This window comes from Bacillus sp. FSL K6-6540, assembly GCF_038007545.1.
The window spans coordinates 5,373,270-5,391,474 of record NZ_JBBOXH010000001.1 but is presented as its reverse complement, the minus strand read 5'-3'; the positions used below and the strand labels follow the sequence as shown (position 1 = coordinate 5,391,474).

15 protein-coding genes are annotated in these 18,205 nt (G+C 54.0%); 12 read left to right on the top strand and 3 right to left on the bottom strand.

Annotated features, from left to right (window positions below; genetic code table 11):
* The first annotated feature begins 28 nt into the window (after nucleotides 1-28).
* Nucleotides 29-1,651 (top strand): extracellular solute-binding protein, encoded by a 1,623-nt coding sequence (locus MHH82_RS23975; RefSeq protein ID WP_015736814.1) that lies wholly within the window; start codon nucleotides 29-31, stop codon nucleotides 1,649-1,651.
* 34 nt (nucleotides 1,652-1,685) lie between these two features.
* Nucleotides 1,686-2,957: a Gfo/Idh/MocA family protein gene (locus MHH82_RS23970; RefSeq protein ID WP_340968115.1), complete on the top strand. Its 1,272-nt coding sequence runs from the start codon at nucleotides 1,686-1,688 to the stop codon at nucleotides 2,955-2,957.
* Nucleotides 2,958-3,050: 93 nt separating this feature from the next.
* On the opposite strand, the gene MHH82_RS23965 is transcribed toward MHH82_RS23970, so the two are convergent.
* Nucleotides 3,051-3,482, bottom strand: a complete 432-nt coding sequence (locus MHH82_RS23965) for an Lrp/AsnC family transcriptional regulator (RefSeq protein ID WP_036660077.1) — start codon at nucleotides 3,480-3,482, stop codon at nucleotides 3,051-3,053.
* A 126-nt stretch (nucleotides 3,483-3,608) separates the two neighbouring features.
* Here MHH82_RS23965 and MHH82_RS23960 point away from each other — a divergent pair, with 126 nt between their 5' ends.
* The 8 genes from MHH82_RS23960 (at nucleotide 3,609) to MHH82_RS23925 (ending at nucleotide 14,399) form a co-directional block, all read left to right on the top strand.
* Nucleotides 3,609-4,367, top strand: a complete 759-nt coding sequence (locus MHH82_RS23960; protein WP_015736811.1) for an MBL fold metallo-hydrolase — start codon at nucleotides 3,609-3,611, stop codon at nucleotides 4,365-4,367.
* A gap of 276 nt (nucleotides 4,368-4,643) precedes the next feature.
* Nucleotides 4,644-5,537, top strand: a complete 894-nt coding sequence (locus MHH82_RS23955; RefSeq protein ID WP_015736810.1) for a helix-turn-helix transcriptional regulator — start codon at nucleotides 4,644-4,646, stop codon at nucleotides 5,535-5,537.
* Nucleotides 5,538-5,587: 50 nt separating this feature from the next.
* Nucleotides 5,588-6,406, top strand: a complete 819-nt coding sequence (locus MHH82_RS23950) for an NAD(P)H-binding protein (protein ID WP_015736809.1) — start codon at nucleotides 5,588-5,590, stop codon at nucleotides 6,404-6,406.
* A 62-nt stretch (nucleotides 6,407-6,468) separates the two neighbouring features.
* Nucleotides 6,469-7,419, top strand: coding sequence for an ATP-binding cassette domain-containing protein (locus tag MHH82_RS23945; protein WP_340968109.1), 951 nt, complete (start codon nucleotides 6,469-6,471; stop codon nucleotides 7,417-7,419).
* Nucleotides 7,416-8,255 (top strand): ABC transporter permease, encoded by an 840-nt coding sequence (locus tag MHH82_RS23940; protein ID WP_036660081.1) that lies wholly within the window; start codon nucleotides 7,416-7,418, stop codon nucleotides 8,253-8,255. The genes MHH82_RS23945 and MHH82_RS23940 overlap by 4 nt, the downstream gene beginning before the upstream one ends.
* A gap of 201 nt (nucleotides 8,256-8,456) precedes the next feature.
* Nucleotides 8,457-10,523, top strand: a complete 2,067-nt coding sequence (locus MHH82_RS23935; protein ID WP_340968105.1) for a HelD family protein — start codon at nucleotides 8,457-8,459, stop codon at nucleotides 10,521-10,523.
* Between the two features lie 263 nt (nucleotides 10,524-10,786).
* Nucleotides 10,787-12,562, top strand: coding sequence for an ABC transporter ATP-binding protein (locus MHH82_RS23930; RefSeq protein ID WP_340968103.1), 1,776 nt, complete (start codon nucleotides 10,787-10,789; stop codon nucleotides 12,560-12,562).
* Nucleotides 12,546-14,399: an ABC transporter ATP-binding protein gene (locus MHH82_RS23925; RefSeq protein ID WP_340968100.1), complete on the top strand. Its 1,854-nt coding sequence runs from the start codon at nucleotides 12,546-12,548 to the stop codon at nucleotides 14,397-14,399. The genes MHH82_RS23930 and MHH82_RS23925 overlap by 17 nt, the downstream gene beginning before the upstream one ends.
* A 78-nt stretch (nucleotides 14,400-14,477) precedes the next feature.
* On the opposite strand, the gene MHH82_RS23920 is transcribed toward MHH82_RS23925, so the two are convergent.
* On the bottom strand, nucleotides 14,478-15,347 hold the full coding sequence (locus MHH82_RS23920; protein WP_340968097.1) for a LysR family transcriptional regulator: 870 nt from the start codon (nucleotides 15,345-15,347) through the stop codon (nucleotides 14,478-14,480).
* Nucleotides 15,348-15,490: 143 nt separating this feature from the next.
* Here MHH82_RS23920 and MHH82_RS23915 point away from each other — a divergent pair, with 143 nt between their 5' ends.
* Together MHH82_RS23915 and MHH82_RS23910 are read left to right on the top strand one after the other, a co-directional pair.
* Complete coding sequence (locus tag MHH82_RS23915; protein WP_145038426.1) at nucleotides 15,491-16,147, top strand: ankyrin repeat domain-containing protein; 657 nt, start codon at nucleotides 15,491-15,493, stop codon at nucleotides 16,145-16,147.
* A 49-nt stretch (nucleotides 16,148-16,196) separates the two neighbouring features.
* The gene (locus MHH82_RS23910; protein WP_015736801.1) at nucleotides 16,197-17,423 is read left to right on the top strand and encodes an amidohydrolase; all 1,227 of its coding nucleotides are present in this window, start codon (nucleotides 16,197-16,199) and stop codon (nucleotides 17,421-17,423) included.
* Nucleotides 17,424-17,504: 81 nt separating this feature from the next.
* Here MHH82_RS23910 and MHH82_RS23905 read toward each other — a convergent pair whose 3' ends face one another.
* Nucleotides 17,505-18,194: a G1 family glutamic endopeptidase gene (locus MHH82_RS23905; RefSeq protein WP_260871368.1), complete on the bottom strand. Its 690-nt coding sequence runs from the start codon at nucleotides 18,192-18,194 to the stop codon at nucleotides 17,505-17,507.
* Between the last annotated feature and the right edge of the window lie 11 nt (nucleotides 18,195-18,205).

Genomic DNA, 18,205 nt, shown 5'->3' with positions numbered 1-18,205 from the left:
TGGAACACGATAAAGGGGAGGATTACGGATGAAGCTGAAGCAATGGGGAAGTCTTCTGTTGACCTGCATGTTGTCGGTATCGCTGGCGGTCGGCTGCAGCTCAAAAGGCTCGGGAGGAACGGCTCAATCGGACCCTTCAAGTGAAGGGAAATCCGCGATAAATGAAACGGGATTTCCGATTGTCGACGACAAGATGACGGTGACCGGCTTTGCCGGAAAGTTCTTTGCCAATGCCGACTGGAACAACATCAAGCTGTGGCAGGAATATGAGAAAATGACCAATATCAAGGTGCAGTGGGACACGGTGCATAAAGACAATTTGGCCGAAAAACGCAACCTGCTGCTTGCCGGCGGCGATTATCCGGAGATGTTCTATGCTTCCGCATTCCCGAGGGCGGATTTGCTGAAGTACGGCAAGCAGGGCGCTTTTATCCCGTTGAATGACCTGATAAATCAATACGCGCCGAATTTTAAAGCGTTGATGGAGAAATATCCGGTCATCGAGAAGGGGATTACGATGCCGGACGGCAACATTTACGGGCTGCCGACGCTGTATGATCCGGAATTCCGGTCCGTGCTGTACGGAACGCCGTGGGTGAAGACGGAGTGGCTGACCAAGCTTGGCCTTCAAGAGCCGCAGACGCTGGATGAATTCTACGATATGCTGAAGGCGTTTAAGGAGAAGGACCCGAACGGCAACGGCCAGAAGGATGAATATGCTTGGGGCGGCGTAGGAACCGCCGGCATCGTCAACTATTTGCGAGGTTCGTTCGGCCTTAATTATCACGGAACCTCGAACATTAACGTGGATACCGACCCGGCGAGCGGAAAGGTCCGTTTCATTCCGACGGATCCAAGATACAAGGAACTGCTTCAGTTCGTGAACAAGCTGTACAAGGACGGCCTGCTGGAGCAGGATATCATGTCCGTGAAGAGCACGGAGGTGGACGCCAAAGGCGTTGAAGGCCTTCTCGGCGTCGTTGATAACGTGGATCCGGTCGCCATCTACAACCAGGAGGGTTATGTGGGGCTTCCGGTATTGAAGGGGCCGCACGGCGATCAGATGTTCAGTGCTACAGGCTCCCCGCTGGGGAACATCGGGATGTTTGTCCTGACCGATAAAGCGAAGAATCCGGCCGCGCTGATCCGCTGGATGGATTATTTCTACAGCGACGAAGGCATCCGCATGTTCTTCATGGGCTGGAAAGACGAAACGTATAAGGAAGATGCGGCCGGCAATGTGGATTACGTGGACGAAATCAAGAACAATCCGGAAGGGCTTAACCTGGACCAAGCGGTCGGGCAGTATCTGATATGGCCCGGCGGATATTATCCGGGCTTCGTGACGCAGAAGTATTTCAAGGGAGCGGAAGGCCTGCCGACGTCCGTAGAGAACGCAAAGAAAGCCGAGCCGTACGTCATCCCTCAAGAGAAGGTCTGGCCGCCGTTTAACTTTACGGCCGATGAGCAGTCCGAGCTTACCGGAATCCAGACCGACATTCACACGTACGTGGATGAGATGCGGGATAAATTCATAGCCGGCAACGAGTCTTTTGATAACTGGGACCAGTATGTCGCTAACCTGCAAAAGATGGGGGCGGAGCGCTATCTGTCCATTTATCAATCCGCGGCCGACCGATATACCGAATAAGACAAGGACCAAAACATTAAAGGAGCGACATGAGATGACACAATTGAAAGCCATATTGATCGGGGCAGGCGCGCGCGGCGCCGGGGGGTACGCTCCCTATGCCCTGGACTACCCGCATGAACTGGCCTTCGTGGCCGTAGCCGAGGCCGATCCGGCGCGGCGCACCCGATTTGCCAAGGAGCATGGCATCCCGCCGGAGCGGTGTTACGAAACCTGGGAACCGCTGCTGGCCGAGGCCCGGCTTGCCGATATCGCCGTCATTTGTACGCAGGACCGTATGCACTATGGTCCAACCATGCAAGCTTTGGAGAAACAGTATCACGTGCTTTTGGAGAAGCCGATGTCCCCGGAGCCGAAGGAATGCCTGGAGATGGAGCAGGCTGCCATCCGTAACAACAGGCTTTTGACCATATGCCATGTGCTGAGGTATACCCCTTTTTGGAGTACCATCAAACGCGTGCTTCAGGAAGGGACCATCGGCGAGGTGGCTTCGATCCAGCTGAACGAGAACGTGGGATATTGGCATATGGCGCACAGCTTCGTGCGGGGGAATTGGAATAACTCCGACAAGGCAAGCCCGATGATTCTGGCCAAATCGTGCCATGACATGGATGTGCTGTCTTGGTTGATGGACCGTCCCTGCACGCAGGTTACTTCGTTTGGCTCGTTGATGCATTTTCGTGAGGACCAGGCGCCCGAAGGCTCGGGGGACCGATGCCTGGATTGCAAAGTGGAACCCACCTGTCCCTATTCCGCTCCACGGTTTTACTTGAGCGATGAGTACAAGGGCTGGGCAAGGCATTTTACCCAGGAGCTGACCAAGCCGAACATTATTCAGGGGCTTCGCGAGACGGACTATGGCCGCTGCGTATATCGGAGCGATAACAACGTCGTTGATCATCAGGTCATCAATATGGAGTTTGAGGGCGGCGCCACCGCGATGTTCAGCATGTGCGGATTTACGCATGAACAGGAGCGCAGAATCCAAATTATGGGTACCCGCGGCGAGCTTCGGGGAGAGGAAGGCAAGATCACGGTATACGATTTCCTGACCGGTCAGAAGACGGAGATTACGATTCCTTCGCAATCCAGCGGACATGGCGGGGGCGACAGCGGGATCGTGGCCAGCTTCCTGAGAGAGGTTCGGAGCTATAATGGACAGGAGAGCCTGACGTCGGCAAGCGCCTCCGTGCGGAGCCATCTTATCGCGTTCGCAGCGGAGAAATCAAGGCTGAATCAAGGCCGGTCCATCAATCTGAACGAATATGCGCGGGAATTGATGGCGGAAGAAAACGCGGTAAAATAAACGGAATTATATTAAAATTACATCATGTGAAAAATTTACAACAGAATAAAAAGAAGAAGCGGGCTGATCCTGGGGACAGCCTGCTTCTTCTTTTTATTTGACCTGGTCAATGGACAGGCTGACTTTATAATTCCCGTACTTCAGAAGCTCTTCCAGAAAATCGTTCAAATCCTTGGGCGAACCCGCCCGTACCCTGAGCCAATAACAGCCCTCACCGCTGACGCGGTGGGTTTCGGCGACCATGTCGTGCGACTGAATAAAGGACAGGAAAGGTGAGTGAGCCGTATGTAACGCCAAGAACACGGTGACAAAAGCGTGTACGGTCAGACCGATTTTGTCCGGATTCCAACGAAGCGTAAAGCCTTCAATGACACCCAGATCCTGCAGCTTGCGAACGCGGGCCCCGACGGCTTGTCCCGTCAAATGCACCCGCTGTCCGATCGCTTTGTGAGACAGGCTTGCATCCTCGAGCAGGTGCTGCAATATGCGAAGATCGACTTCGTCGAATTCATGAGCGCTTGGCATGCGAATGTTCCTTTCACGATGAAAGTGAGTACCCCTAATTCCTTTCACGAAGCCGTAGGCAGGAATTATAGCGATCTCTATAATGGGTTTAAGAACCATATTAATTGAAACAAAGGGGAAATGAAAGTGAAACTTCAGCTTATACGTAATGCTACGTTAAGAATACAGTACGCCCATCTTGAACTGCTGGTAGATCCGATGTTTAGCGATGCCAAGGCGAACCCGCCCGTCTTCAACTCCGCGAATGACAGACGGAATCCGCTTGTCCCGCTGCCGTTCTCCATGGCTGACAAGCTCCGTCCGAACGCGGTGCTGGTCACGCACCTGCACCCGGATCACTGGGATCAAGACGCGATCGACGCACTGCCGAAGTCAACGCCGATCCTGTGCCAACCGGGAGATGAGGATACCTTATCTTCACAGGGTTTTGCGTCCGTGACGGCAGTATCGGAATCCTTCGAATATGAAGGAATCTCGATCATCCGAACCGGCGGCCGGCATGGAACCGGTGAGATCGGCCAGATGATGGGGCAGGTATCCGGCTTTATTCTGAAAGCAGAAGGACACCCGACGCTTTATATAGCGGGCGATACCATCTGGTGCGATGAAGTGAAAGAAGCGCTCGATGCACATAAGCCCGATATGACGGTTGTCAATGCCGGCGGCGCCCGGTTTCTCGCGGGGGACCCGATCATCATGGATGAGGACGATGTGATCGAACTGCTGCGGTATGCTCCATATACGAAGGCCGTTGCGGTCCATATGGAAGCCATCAACCACTGCCTTGTGACAAGAGAAGCGCTGTCCGGTCGTCTGGCAGCTGAAGGCCTTGGCTCGCGAATCGAAATTCCGCAGGATGGCCAATGGGTCGAGTGGAAAGCGTAAAACCGCAACACGTTGCCGTTCGCTATAGCAGCGGAAAAAGCTTGCTGCCATCCGATGGCTTCAGCAGCAGTGAGACCGTCTGAATATGATATAATCTATGCAGGAAGCTCCGTGATACGGGGCTTTTTTGTTGTCCCGCCTCATCTGCTGCTTTTCATAAAAATAATCCCTATTTCAACGGGAACGTAATTTAATCCTGACATGCTAGATGTCAGGATTTATGGTTTAACATTCGATTCAGAAGTCAAAAAGGACGAAACGCAAGGAGTGTAAACGATGAAGCTGGACCGGCTGCTTGGCATTACGATGGAGTTATTGACCAAAAAAAGAGTGACCGCCACGGCGCTGGCGGCTAGGTACGAGGTTTCCGTTCGCACGATTTACCGCGATGTGGACCTCATCAATCAGGCCGGCATTCCAATCGCTTCCTATCCCGGTGCGGATGGCGGGTTTGAACTGATGAGCGGGTTCTACCTGACGAGGCAGCACTTCTCCGTGGATGACTTTTTGGCTATCTATCATCTCTTAAAGGGCATCGAAGGGACTGTGAAAGGGAGATATACAGCGATCATGAATAAGCTCGGAACCCTGCAGCCTGCCCTGTTGAACGGAGGATGTCATGAACAAATCATAGTCGAGATGAGCACGTCGGAACATGAGCGGACATGGGTCCGGCAAATGTTGAAAGCCATTGAAAGCTCGAACCTGATAACCCTTCATTATACCAGCGCATCCGGCAGCCGCTCAGAGCGGCAAGTGGAGCCGCTGCAGCTGTACTGGGAACAAGGCGTCTGGTATTTGGAGGCTTACTGCTTGCTCCAGCAGTCGAAGCGAATTTTCAGGGTATCTCGCATAACCGGTCTTGAAATATCCGAGAACACGTTCCTCCGAAGAGAGGGCCTGGAGCGGGAGGAGCAAGAGGAAATGCAGGGAATTGAGGCGCATCTTCGTTTCGATCCGTCCGCCGGTCCGCGGGTGATCGAGCAGTTTCCGGATGCATGCGCCTCCAGCGAGGGATGCTTGGATGTCCAAACCATCTTCTACACCAAAGCGTATGCAATCTCGGTGATCCTAAGCTACGGTGCCAAGGTGGAGATCCTCTCGCCGCCGGAACTGAAGGAAGATCTGCTGAAAGAGCTGGAGGACATCCGTAAACGTTACGAACCATGACGCAACCAATATACGCGTACCTTTAATCAACGAACAAGGAGGATTTCCATATGACCATTTTGATAACAGGCGCTACCGGAACCGTTGGAAAACACATCGTGCAGCAGCTTGTGCTGCAAGGAAACGAAGTGAGAGCGATCTCACGCCATCCGCAGCAGGCGAAAGTGCCCGAGGACGTTCAGATGTATGCCGGCAATCTCAATGACCCGGATAGTCTGATCCCCGCGCTGCAAGGCGTAACCGCGATGCATCTGATCATTTCCAGCGATGAGGCTTACGGAACCCTTCAGACGGATCCGCGGATTATCGAGCTGGCCGAGAAGGCGGGCGTAAAGCGGGTAACGGTATTAGTGGGATATGAAGAAGGTCCAGTCGAAGCGGCCCTTCGAAACAGCGGAATGGAATGGACCCTGCTCAAGCCCGGTGAGTTTATGGCGAATATACTGACCGATTGGCAGGAATCGATCCGTGACGAAGGCGTTGTCCGCGAGCCGTTCGGCCATGCGTTGAGTGCGAGAATCCATGAAGCCGATATCGCTCGCGTGGCCGTTGCCGCACTTCTGGAGGAAGGTCACCATGGCCAAGAATATTTCCTTACGGGACCGGAGGCCCTCTCGCGAACGGAAGCGGTTCGGATCATAAGCGAGGTAACAGGCAAGGAGATCCGTTTTCTCGAACTGACCGAGGAACAGGCGAGAGAGCAATGGAGAGAGCAGGGCTACGACGAAGAGTCGATTGAGTTTTTTGTGCAAATGGGAAAAAATCCGCCCGAGATCGGTTATACGGTACTGCCGACGGTGGAGGAGGTCACGGGGCGGCCGGCAGCAACGCTTGCCGATTGGGTCCGTGATCATCTGGACGATTTTTAAGAGCTGGCCTTCTTAAGATGATGGAGACCGCGATGATAAAGGAAGAGAAGGGAATGTGATACTTGTCTTACGCCATTGAAACGAAAGGGCTTCGTAAATCCTATAACGGAACGGAGGTCGTTCGAGGCATCGATCTGCGAGTCGAACAAGGAGAGCTCTTTGCCTTGTTAGGTCCGAACGGCGCCGGAAAAACAACCACCATCCATATGTTATCCACCCTGATAAAGCCGGATGGCGGGTGCGCCAGCGTAGCCGGATTTGATATCGTGGACCATGCCCGAAACGTTCGGAGAAGGATTAGCCTGACAGGCCAGTTTGCGGCACTGGATGAAGGACTCTCCGGTCTTCAGAATTTAAAGCTGATCTCCAGGCTTTACGGTCATTCGGCAAAAGCGGCCCGGTCCGTAAGCGAGGAGCTGATCGAAGCCTTCGGACTCAGCGAAGCGAAGGATCGCGCGGTGCAGCATTACTCCGGCGGGATGCGGAGGCGGCTGGATATTGCCGCCAGTATCGTTACCGAGCCCGATGTTATTTTTCTGGATGAGCCGACGACGGGCCTCGACCCGCAAAGCCGTGTTCAAGTGTGGGATGTTGTAAGGTCGCTCTTGAAACGGGGGACTACGGTGCTGCTCACAACCCAATACTTGGAGGAAGCTGATCAACTGGCGGACCGGATTGCCGTGATGGATAAGGGGAATTTGATAGCGGAAGGGACGCCTCGGCAATTGAAGGCTTCGATTGGCGACAGGACGTTAACCGTCCAATTCAACGAGCTGGCCGATCGGGATAAACTGGGTACGTGGTTATACGAGGCGCACGCCCTGACCGTATTGCATGACGATCATCCGTTGGTACATAAGATCCCGGTGAAGGATGCGATTGCTGCCCATCAGGCCATCCATTCGCTGATGGAGAACGGGTTCGCCATTGACTATTTTGCCTTAAGCGAGCCGAGTCTGGATGAGGTCTTTCTGTCACTGACCGACGCAAAGTCGAAAGGAGGCGCTCCATGAGTGCAAACCAGCATACAGCGACAGCGAATAAGGACGGCTTGCCGACGGTTCGGCGAGCGGTCATCGATCCTCCCTCTATCCTGACGTCGATTCGAATCTTTATGTGGAGAACCTGGCAGCATACCAAGCATAACGGGTTTGGTCTGGTGATGGATGCGGTTCTGTCGCCGGTTCTGCTGCTGCTCATCTTCAGTTACCTGTTCGGCGGTGCCATGGCCGGGTCAACCGGGGCTTATATTCAATTCCTCTTGCCCGGCATCCTGATCCTGACGGTCGTTCCCATGACCGTGTACAGCGGAACCACGATATGCTCGGATATTACCAAAGGGGTGTACAATCGTTTCCGAACGCTGCCCTTCTGGCAGCCCGCATCCGTGATTGGCTCCATCCTTACGGATGGGCTGCGTTATGCGGCCGGCGTTACTGCTGCCCTCGGTACGGGCGTGGCGCTGGGTTTCCGCCCCGAAGGCAGTGCCATTCAGGTGTTGTGCGCCATAGCCTTCATCCTGTTGTTTGCCTTCAGCGTCAGCTGGATATTTGCGCTGGTCGGCGTCGTGGCCAAGCGGCCGGAGACGGTGTCGGGGTCCAGCATGATCGCGATATATCCGCTGCTGTTCGCCAGCAGCATTCTGGTGGATTCGTCGACGATGCCGAAATGGACAGCGACCCTCATCGATCTGAATCCCGTCAGTATGGCGGCTACCACGGTCAGGGCGCTGATGAGCGGTACGGCAGGCATGGCCGAGATCATGACCGGAATCGGAGTCTGCGTGCTGTTTATGGGGATATTTGCCCCGCTTACGCTTTATCTGTACCAGACGAAAAACGAGCGGTAACAAGCACAAAAAAACCAGGCCTGCATGAGCATGCAGCCTGGTTTTTATCTATGGTACGTCATTTGCAGTCTATGTCCATCGTATCGCTATTTTTGGACCCACGATAAATACACAATACTATAACGGAAAGTATAAGTCTATATTTTTTTCGGGAAACCCCTATACTTAAGGCTATTCTTAGCAAAGAGGGGGGAAGTCGGAATGCTGAATCCAAGCGAAAACGCAGAGCGCGAATATCTTGCATTGGTATTAAAGGAGCTTCAAAGGGCATCGGAGGAATTAGAGGGGAAGGTGTCCGATTCGTATAAGGATATCATTGAAGCCAAGAAATACCTGTGGGTCAACATGGCCCAATTGGATGCGGCGGAGCGTGCGGCCAACCGGGTTGATATTTCTTTGTCGATCGATACCGGAGAGAAACAGGCGGCCAGGCTGCAGAGGATGCGCAAGCTGCTTGCCTCGCCTTATTTTGGAAGGGTGGATTTTCGTACGAATGAACCGAAGGAAGAAGAAGGCGCCTACTATATCGGCATCCATTCGTTCACGAACCCGGAGAGTCAGGAGCATCTCATCTATGATTGGCGCTCGCCGGTTGCCAGCCTGTTTTATGATTACAATGCCGGCCCTGCGTCGTATGAAGCGCCCATGGGGAGGCTGCAGGGCGAAATTACCGTCAAAAGGCAGTATAAAATCAAAGACGGCCAAATGGAATATATGATCGAGAGCTCCATGAACATCAATGACGACGTGCTGCAGAAGGAGCTCAGCAGCAACTCGGACGAGAAGATGAAGAATATCGTGGCTACCATCCAGCAGGAGCAAAATGCCATCATCCGAAACGAAACCGCGCATGAGCTGATCATTCAGGGAGCGGCAGGCTCGGGCAAAACCTCGGTGGCCCTGCACAGGGTGGCCTTTCTCCTGTATCGCCATAAGGAAACCTTGACTTCCAGCAACGTGCTAATCATATCCCCGCATAAAGTGTTCTCGGATTATATATCGAGCGTGCTGCCGGAGCTTGGCGAAGAGAAAATCATGGAGGTCACGATGGAGGAGCTTGCTGCCAAAGAGTTGGGAGGATTATGCCAGTTCCAGACCTTCTCCGAACAGGTGGACGAAATCGTACACGCCCATGACGAGCAGGCCATCGAACGGATCCGGTATAAGGCCGGTTTGGATTTTGTGCATGAGCTGGATGCTTATCTGGAATATGGTGATCAGCAATTTTTCCAGCCAACGGATATTCAGATGAAGGGGGTGCTCATACCGGCCTCGGAGGTTATGGATAAATACCTGGGCACCATGAGTTTGCCGGTCAGGCAGCGATTGGAGAAGACCGCCTCGGTCCTGTCGGGGCAGGCCCGTACGGAGGACGGCGAGAGGCTGACTTCGGCGGAAGCCAATAAAGTCAAAGCCGCGATCCGAAAAATGTTCAAATATCAAAATGCGTTAAGCCTGTACAAGGCATTCTTCTCATATCGGAACATACCGGATCTGTTCATCATGAAGGGGAGGAGAACGATCGAATACGCTGACGTTTTTCCGCTGATTTACCTCAAGATGTATCTGGAAGGGAGTGCCTCCTTCGATATGGTAAAGCATCTGCTGGTCGATGAAATGCAGGATTATACTCCGATTCAGTATGCCGTCATCTCCAAATGGTTTGCTTGCAAAAAGACGATTCTCGGCGACGGCAACCAATCGGTCAACGTGTATGCTTCAACCTCGCTGCCCGATATCCAGCGCGTGTTTCCTCAAGCCGATACGATCGAGCTGGTAAAAAGCTATCGTTCCACGCTGGAAATCATGAAGCTTGCAAAGCGGATCCATCCGCGCAGCACCATGATTCCCGTGGAACGGCATGGTGAAGAACCGCTGCTGATCCGGTGTCATGATGCGGCGCAGGAGCTGGCGTTCATTCAAGAGCTCACCCGAAACTTTCCGAATTCCGGGATGCAGACGATGGGGATCATATGCAAAACGTCATCGCAAGCCCGGCAGGTGTATGAGTCGGTCAGGGGGTTAACGGACAACGTGAGCCTGCTCGATTTTAGCAGCGACCGCTTTCAGGAGGGAATCACGATTACCTTCGCCCATATGGCCAAAGGGCTGGAATTCGACCAGGTTATCGTTCCTTTTGCGGGCGCCGCAAACTATCGTACCGAGATGGATCGAAGCTTGCTCTATATTGCCTGTACCCGGGCCATGCATAAGCTGCTGCTGACCTATTCCGGCGAGCCCGCGGTATGGTTGGCCGGCTCGGCGTAAACCGGATCAGGACCGTCCCATGCTTCAGAATATATCGTTATCAAGAGCCGCGGTCCATGTGCCGGCTTTTTCTTTAGATTATTGGACTCAAATGACCTTGATTGACGTTATGTCTAAATTTAAATAAAACATCAGGCGGTTTAGGAAGGAGGACTCCTTTATATCTAGAAACTATTAATATGGGAGCATCACAGCAAACGTATGGAAGGAGGAACGTAACGGACTGAATAATCCAATAACAGGACAGGAAGTGATATGGGACATTGGACTCTCATCGAATACTTGGAGACTTTTTCAGGAAGACGTGGCCATTTTACGTATTGTCGATTTGCTGTCACTTGGTAGCCAATATCATCCACGTGAATTTCCCGAGGGTACTGGGTAATTTCACGGATGAATTGAAGGATGGTTTATTGTCGGTCGGCGGCGTTGTGCAGTACAGCTGGACGCTGCTGGGTATCGGCGTCGGTTTTGCCGTCATCGGCGGGATCGGCCAGTTTCTGGTCATGTACACGGGACGTTATTTCGAATTTATGAACCGGCGCCGCCTGTTTGTCCATTTTACGGGGCTCAGCGAGCGGTTTTATTCCAAGAACGGCGTCGGCAAGCTGCTAAGTTATTTCATGAACGACGTGACGACGGTAAGGGAAGCGATCTCGATGGGGATCAATCAGACGGCAAACGCCTCGATCCTGCTGGTCTCCACGATTGTCATGCTGCTGATAACGAATGTTCCGCTGTATCTGGTGGCCGCAAGCATCGTTCCTTTGCTGCTGATACCGATCATCGTCGTCTGGCTCGGGCCGATCATCAGGAGAAGATCGCTTCAGGTTCAGGAAGCGCTCGGCGTGATGACGGAATCGGCGGAGGAGCAGTTTGGCGGGATCCGCGTCACGAAGAAGTTTGCGGTGGAAGAGACGATGAAACGGCGCTTCGGGACGACGGTGGACAGCATCCGGGACAAGCAGCTGCGGCTGGTGCGCGTGTCGTCGCTCTTTCAATCGATCATTCCGTTTCTAGGCGCATCCTCCCTTATTATCGCCCTCTCATTCGGCGGTTACTTAACGATCATGGGACGCATCTCGGTCGGCAACTTTGTCGCATTGACGCTTTACATTCGCATGCTGATGAACCCTCTGCAGCAGATCGGGAATGTCATTAATGTCGTCCAGAGAGCGAGGGCCTCGCTTGACCGCTTGAACGATCTGCTTGATAAGCAAGCCGACATTAAGGAACTGCCTGGCGCCAAGGAGCTGAATCTGGAGTATCCAGGGATTGAGGTGCGGGATTTATCTTTTTCCTACGATGCTTTGGACGGCCCTGAAGGAGGTTCCAGGCAGGTGCTGCGCGGCATTCGGCTGAGCGTTCCGCCCGGCGCGACGCTGGGCATTATCGGTCGTACGGGAAGCGGAAAAACCACGCTGATGAAGCTGCTGCTGCGCACCTTCGACCCGCCTCCGGGGAAGGTGCTGATCGGCGGCGAGGACATTCGGAAGCTTACATTAAAAAGCCTGCGCGAAGGAATCGCTTACGTTCCCCAGGACGGCTTCCTGTTCAGCTCGACCATCCGCGAGAATATTGCTTTCTATAGAAGGGACACGGAACCGGCCGTCGTCGAGGAAGCGGCACGAAAGGCACGGGTGTATGACAACATAGCGGAGTTTCCGGACAAGTTCGAGACCCGCTTAGGGGAGCGCGGCATTACCCTTTCCGGCGGACAACGGCAGCGGACAAGCCTGGCGAGGGGAATCATCAAGGATGCGCCCATCCTCATTCTGGACGACAGCGTAAGCGCCGTCGATGCGGTGACGGAGACGGAAATCATGGAGACGATTCGCGATATCCGCCAGGGGAAGACCACGATCATCATTGCCCACCGGATTAGTGCATTGAAGCATGCCGATGAGATCATCGTCCTGGATCAGGGAGAGATTGTCCAGCGGGGTACGCATGAAGAACTGCTGTCTACGGACGGACTGTACCGGACGCTGCATGACATTCAGGAAGAGGGGATGAAGTTTCATGGCACAGGCCATTAACAATTGGCAGCTGGATCAGAAGGCGGATTTGAACGCCCCTCAGTCCAAGCCCAAGTATATATCCACGTTCCGGGCTTTGTCGGGTTATATGAAGGAACACCGGCTGACCTTTGCCGGGTTTATCGGCTGCACCTTGATTGCCATCTCGGCAGAGCTGCTGCAGCCGTACCTGATGAAAATCGCGATCGACGATAATCTGATGGTCGGCAAGAACGATTACAAGAGCCTGATGATCATCTGCGGCATCTATTTTTCGTTATCGCTGCTCAGCATGATGTTTACGTATCTGCAAAATAATTTGCTCCAAAAAGCGGGGCAGAGCATTGTAGCGAGCATTCGCAAACGGCTGTTTGCCCATATCTCGAGGCTGTCGATGTCGTATTTCGACAAGGTGCCGAGCGGCAGCTTGATTACGCATGTATCCAGCGATACCGAAGCGATCAACCAGTTTTTTAACCAGGTGCTGCTCAGCCTGTTCCGTGACGGCTTCACGCTGATCTTTATCCTGGTGATGATGTTCCAGCTGGACGTCACGCTGACCTTATACTGCCTCATCCTGCTGCCGATCATTGCAGGGATCGCGATTGCGTTCCGGCGGTATATGCGCCACACCTATCAGATGGCGAGAACGCGGTTATCCCGGCTGGTGGCTTTCGTGGCGGAGAATCTCTCAGGCATGAACCTGATCCAAGTGTTCCATCAGCAGAAGGAGCAGGAGAAGCAGTTCGAGGAGCGGAACGACTCTTATTTCAAAGCCAACATCCGGGAGATCCGGACCAATGTGCTGTTTAACCGCTCCTACGAGATATTGAACAACCTGGCGATTGCGTTCGTGACGTGGCTCGGCGGGCAAGCCGTTCTGGGGACGACGCTGGAGTTCGGCGTGCTTTATGCTTTTATTACGTATATCCGTTTATTCTTCCAGCCGATCAATACGATCACCCAGCAGTGGAACACGCTGCAATCGGCGACGGTGGCGATTAACCGGATATGGAGCCTGCTCGCGATTCAGCCTGAGGTTACGGATCGACGCATGCCGGCGGCCATGGAGAAGGCGAAGGTTCAGGGTCGCGTCGACTTTGACCGGGTCACGTTCGGTTACGAAGGCGGGGCTCCGGTCATTCGGGATTTGGATCTTCATATCCAACCCGGGGAAATGATCGGGATCGTCGGAACCACCGGCGCGGGAAAAAGCTCGCTCATTAGCCTGCTCTGCCGTTTCTACGACGTGAACGAAGGGAGCATTCGGATTGATGGAATCGACATCCGGGAGCTGGCGCAGTCCGATCTGCATCGGATCGTGGGCCTTGTGCAGCAGGAGCCCTATCTCTACTCCGGAACGGTGCTGGACAATGTGCGGCTGTTCGATGAGGACATATCCAGGGAACGGGTGATCGAGGCTTGCCGCTTTATCGGCGCGGATTCAATCATCAGGAGGATGAAGGAGGGATATGACACCCGGCTGTCGGAGCGGGGCAGCGGCTTGTCCGCCGGCGAGCGGCAGCTGATCTCCTTCGCGCGAATCATCGTGTTCCAGCCCAAAATTCTCATTCTGGACGAAGCGACCGCCAACCTGGATTCGCACACGGAGCAGCTCATCCAGAATGCGCTGCAGCTCGTTGCCGAGGGGCGGACGACCCTTGTCATTGCCCACCGCTTATCCACCATCATGGGGGCGGACCGAATCTTGGTCATGAGCAGAGGCCGAATCGTGGAGCAAGGGACCCATGAGGAACTGCTGGATTCCCATGGGTATTACGAAGAGCTGTATCTTCACTCCCAAGGACAGAAGCAGGAGCGGGAGGGTGTCGCAGGCTCGTTGTATCGCACGAAATAAACGGCACCCGATTGGAGGACGGAGCTTCATTAGCTCTGTCCTCTTTTTGCTGCTGGACAACCGATGAGGTTCGCAAATCTATAAGGTGCTAGCCAACAGGTCAATGAAGTTCAGCGCCGTTCTGGAGACATGGTGATCCTTCAGCCAGATTAAGGCCGAGGAGGCCGCAGCCGGGGTGTCCTTGATTTTGAAGGCATGCACCGCTGCGGGCAGCTGCTGTTTGATCAGGGTCTCGGGAACGATCGCCACGCCGAACCCCGAAGAGACCAAGCGCAGCAGCAGCGAAATGTCGGAGCATTCGGCTACGATGTTCGGCTGCAGCTTCTGCTCCGAGAAAGCCATCTGGATCGTATAATACACGCCCAGCCCTTCCGTGCTTGGCAGAATAAGCGGATGCTGCGCGATATGGGGGAGGGTCGTCTCCTGTTCGATGGATGGCTCCGAGGTGAGCATGTAAAAAGGCTCCGACTGCAGATGAAGGATCGAGAAATCGTCCAATTCAAGCGGCAGGCGAACGATCGCTACTTCGAGCGACCGGTTTCGCACGAGCTCACAGAGCTGATACGACTCGTTTTGCTGAATTTTATACGAGACTTGGGGATATCTTGCCCTGAACTCATGGAGCCATGACGGCAGCTCTACCGAAGACAGGGTATTGATGCCAAGGCTCAGCGTTCCTTTATCTCCGTTCCCGACCTCTTTCACTTCAGCTTTAGCCTCTTCCATGAGCTGGGTCATTTGGAGCGCGTATTTGTAGAGCGCTTTCCCCGATTCGGTGATTTCCAGCCGCTTCCCTCTTCGATATACCAAGACCGATCCGAGTTCTTCCTCCATGGCTTTCAGCTGCTGACTGAGCGGCGGCTGGGATATATGAAGCCGGTTGGCGGCGAGCGAGATGGTGCCTTCCTCCACGATGGCAATAAAATAGCGGAGCTGCCTGATATCCATATGCTTATGCAAACCTCCTTGTATATGAAAAACCTTCATAAATTCAATTTTTTAAGTATTTTTCATATGGTTCTGTCTCATGGTAGCATACCCATATATACGATAGAAAGAGGGGGGAGTATCGGGTGCTGCGTATAACAGCTATGCTATTGATCCTTTTCCTGTCGGCCTGTCAACCAAATTCGGAGAAACACGAGGTGAAGAAGAATATGGATCGTCAACTCATTGAATCCGCCGAGCAAGGGAATACGGAGCAAGTGCGACAGCTTCTTCAAGCCGGCGCTAACATCGATGCGACGGATGAACAGGGAAGAACGGCGGTGATGGCGGCAACCTACCGCAATCATGTCGATACGGTAGACGCCTTGATTCAGGCTGGCGCCGATATCAATATTCGGGATCACCAACTGAATAATGTGTTTTTGTATGCCGGTGCTGAAGGAATGCTGGACATCCTGAGGCTGGCCATTGATGCCGATGCGGATGTGACGCTCACGAACCGTTTTGGCGGTACGGCTCTTATACCGGCCTCCGACCGCGGTCATGTGGAGATTGTGCAGGAGCTGCTGACCCGGACCAGCGTCGATGTGAACCATATTAATAATTTGAACTGGACCGCGCTGCTGGAGGCTGTCATTCTCGGTGACGGCAGCGAGAACTATCAGCGTATCGTGAAGCTGCTGCTGGATCATGGGGCAGACCCTGAGCTTCCGGACGGGAACGGCGTAACTCCCCTGCAGCACGCCCAGGAGCGGGGATATCAAGAAATCGAACGCATCTTAATGGGGGCTGCGAACTAAGGGATATCGAAAAGAGGGCAGATATAAGCGAGAAGGGGATGAAGGTTATATGAACGAACACAGCAAGGCATACTGGCTGCTGCATGTCCGACTGGAAACGGGTTACCGCTACGAGGATGACGTCGTGACCGGAACCGAAACGGGACTTTTTCATGTGAAGATAGAGAATGGGGCTTTTTCTGAGATTCGTCCCGCGGAGGCTTTGCCGGATTCGCTGCTGCCGACATGGGATATGAAGGGGAATCTGATGCTACCCTCCTTTAGAGATATGCATATCCACCTGGACAAAACCTATTATGGAGGACCATGGAAGGCACCGCTTCGTCCGGCTCACGGAATCTTCAGCCGGATCGAGGAGGAAGAGAGGCTGCTTCCCGAGCTTCTTCCCACCGCCAAGGAGCGAGCGGAGGGACTGCTGGATCTGCTGCTGCGTTACGGTTCTACCCATGTCCGCTCCCACTGCAATGTGGATCCCGTCGTCGGTCTGAAAAATTTGGAAGCCACCTTGCAGGCGGTTGAAGGATATAAGGAAAAAGCTTTTGTGGAGATCGTTGCTTTTCCTCAGCACGGCTTGCTTCGCAGCCAGTCCGTGTCCCTGGTCAGGGAAGCGCTCCGGAACGGAGCCGCGCTGGTAGGCGGGCTGGATCCCACGACGGTGGACGAGGATATGGAGAAATCGCTGAACACCGTGATGGAGCTGGCGGTGGAAGCCAACGCCGGCATTGACCTGCACCTGCATGAGTCGTCCCAGATCGGATTGAATGCCTTTAAACGGGTAGCTGATCTTACGGAAGAGGCGGGGTGGAACGGAAGAGTCACGCTCAGCCATGCCCTCGCTTTCGCGGACGTCTCACCAAGCGAGGTGGATGAAGTGGCGATTCGGTTAGCGGACTTGGGTATTTCCATCACCTCCTCCGTACCGCTTGGCCGAACCATCCCGATCCCGCAGCTGCATCGCCGCGGCGTAAACATTTCGCTTGGGCAAGACAGCATTATGGACCATTGGTCCCCGTTCGGCAAAGGGGATAATCTGGACAAGGCGGGTACGCTGGCCGAACGCTTCCATATGAGCGATGAGCGTTCGCTCGGACAGGCTCTCGGGTTTATTACGGGAGGCGTGACGCCGCTAGACCAGGACGGCCGCTATGCGTGGCCAAACGTCGGGGATACGGCGGATGCGGTGATTGTGGAAGCCAGCTGCTCCGCAGAAGCCGTTGCCAGGCGGTCCCGCCGCCATGCCGTGCTGTATAAGGGAAAACCGGTTTACGGTATATGATAAAGGGGCAGCCGCTGCATGCCGGACTTTTCCGGCGTGCAGCGGCTGTTGCTGGTTGATGGGCATTAAGGCGCCAGGCTCTTATTGATGAACGCCTTTGACAACGAAACCGTCTCCTGCCCGGTTCGGATTGGAAGGAATGGAGGTAACGGTTGAATTCTGAAGCATAATGCCCCCATCATCCGCCGTGAGTTTGGAGCGTTTCCCATTGACGCGGCAGCAGGAGAAGACAACGGGGGACAATCGTGCCATCGTGGCAAGCGCCCCATTGATTTGCGGCGCTTCGACGATCCATTCCGCCGAGGTCTGCGGACCGCCGTACCGCTGCAATGTTCGAAAGGTCCAGTTCCGGGATACGTTGCGAAGGCAGATCAGCCAGTTCGACCCGCTGCACTTGATGATGCTGGCATGCATGCGGTCACCCGGCTGAATGGGCAGCGGAATGATCGTAACCGAGGCGGGGAGAATCTCCCACCAAGCATAATAATAAGCCTTGCCGTCTATCCAATCATGACCCGTTCCGGTCTGTATCAATTTGCTGTTGTTGAATCCGTCAATGCCGATCCAGGCCGAGGAATAGGACGCCCCGCGGCTTGGCCGAACAAACGGCACGTTCCATTTGGCGGAGACACGTTTGAAAGCTCCTTTTTTACCAGTGATAGAGTATCCGCTCCAATTGCTTGATATCCATCCGATGTTGCGACGCGGCTTGGCTGAAGTGTCAAGTTGGCATGTGTGATTCCACTGACCTGTCGTGGAAATCCCCATCATCTCCACCGCCT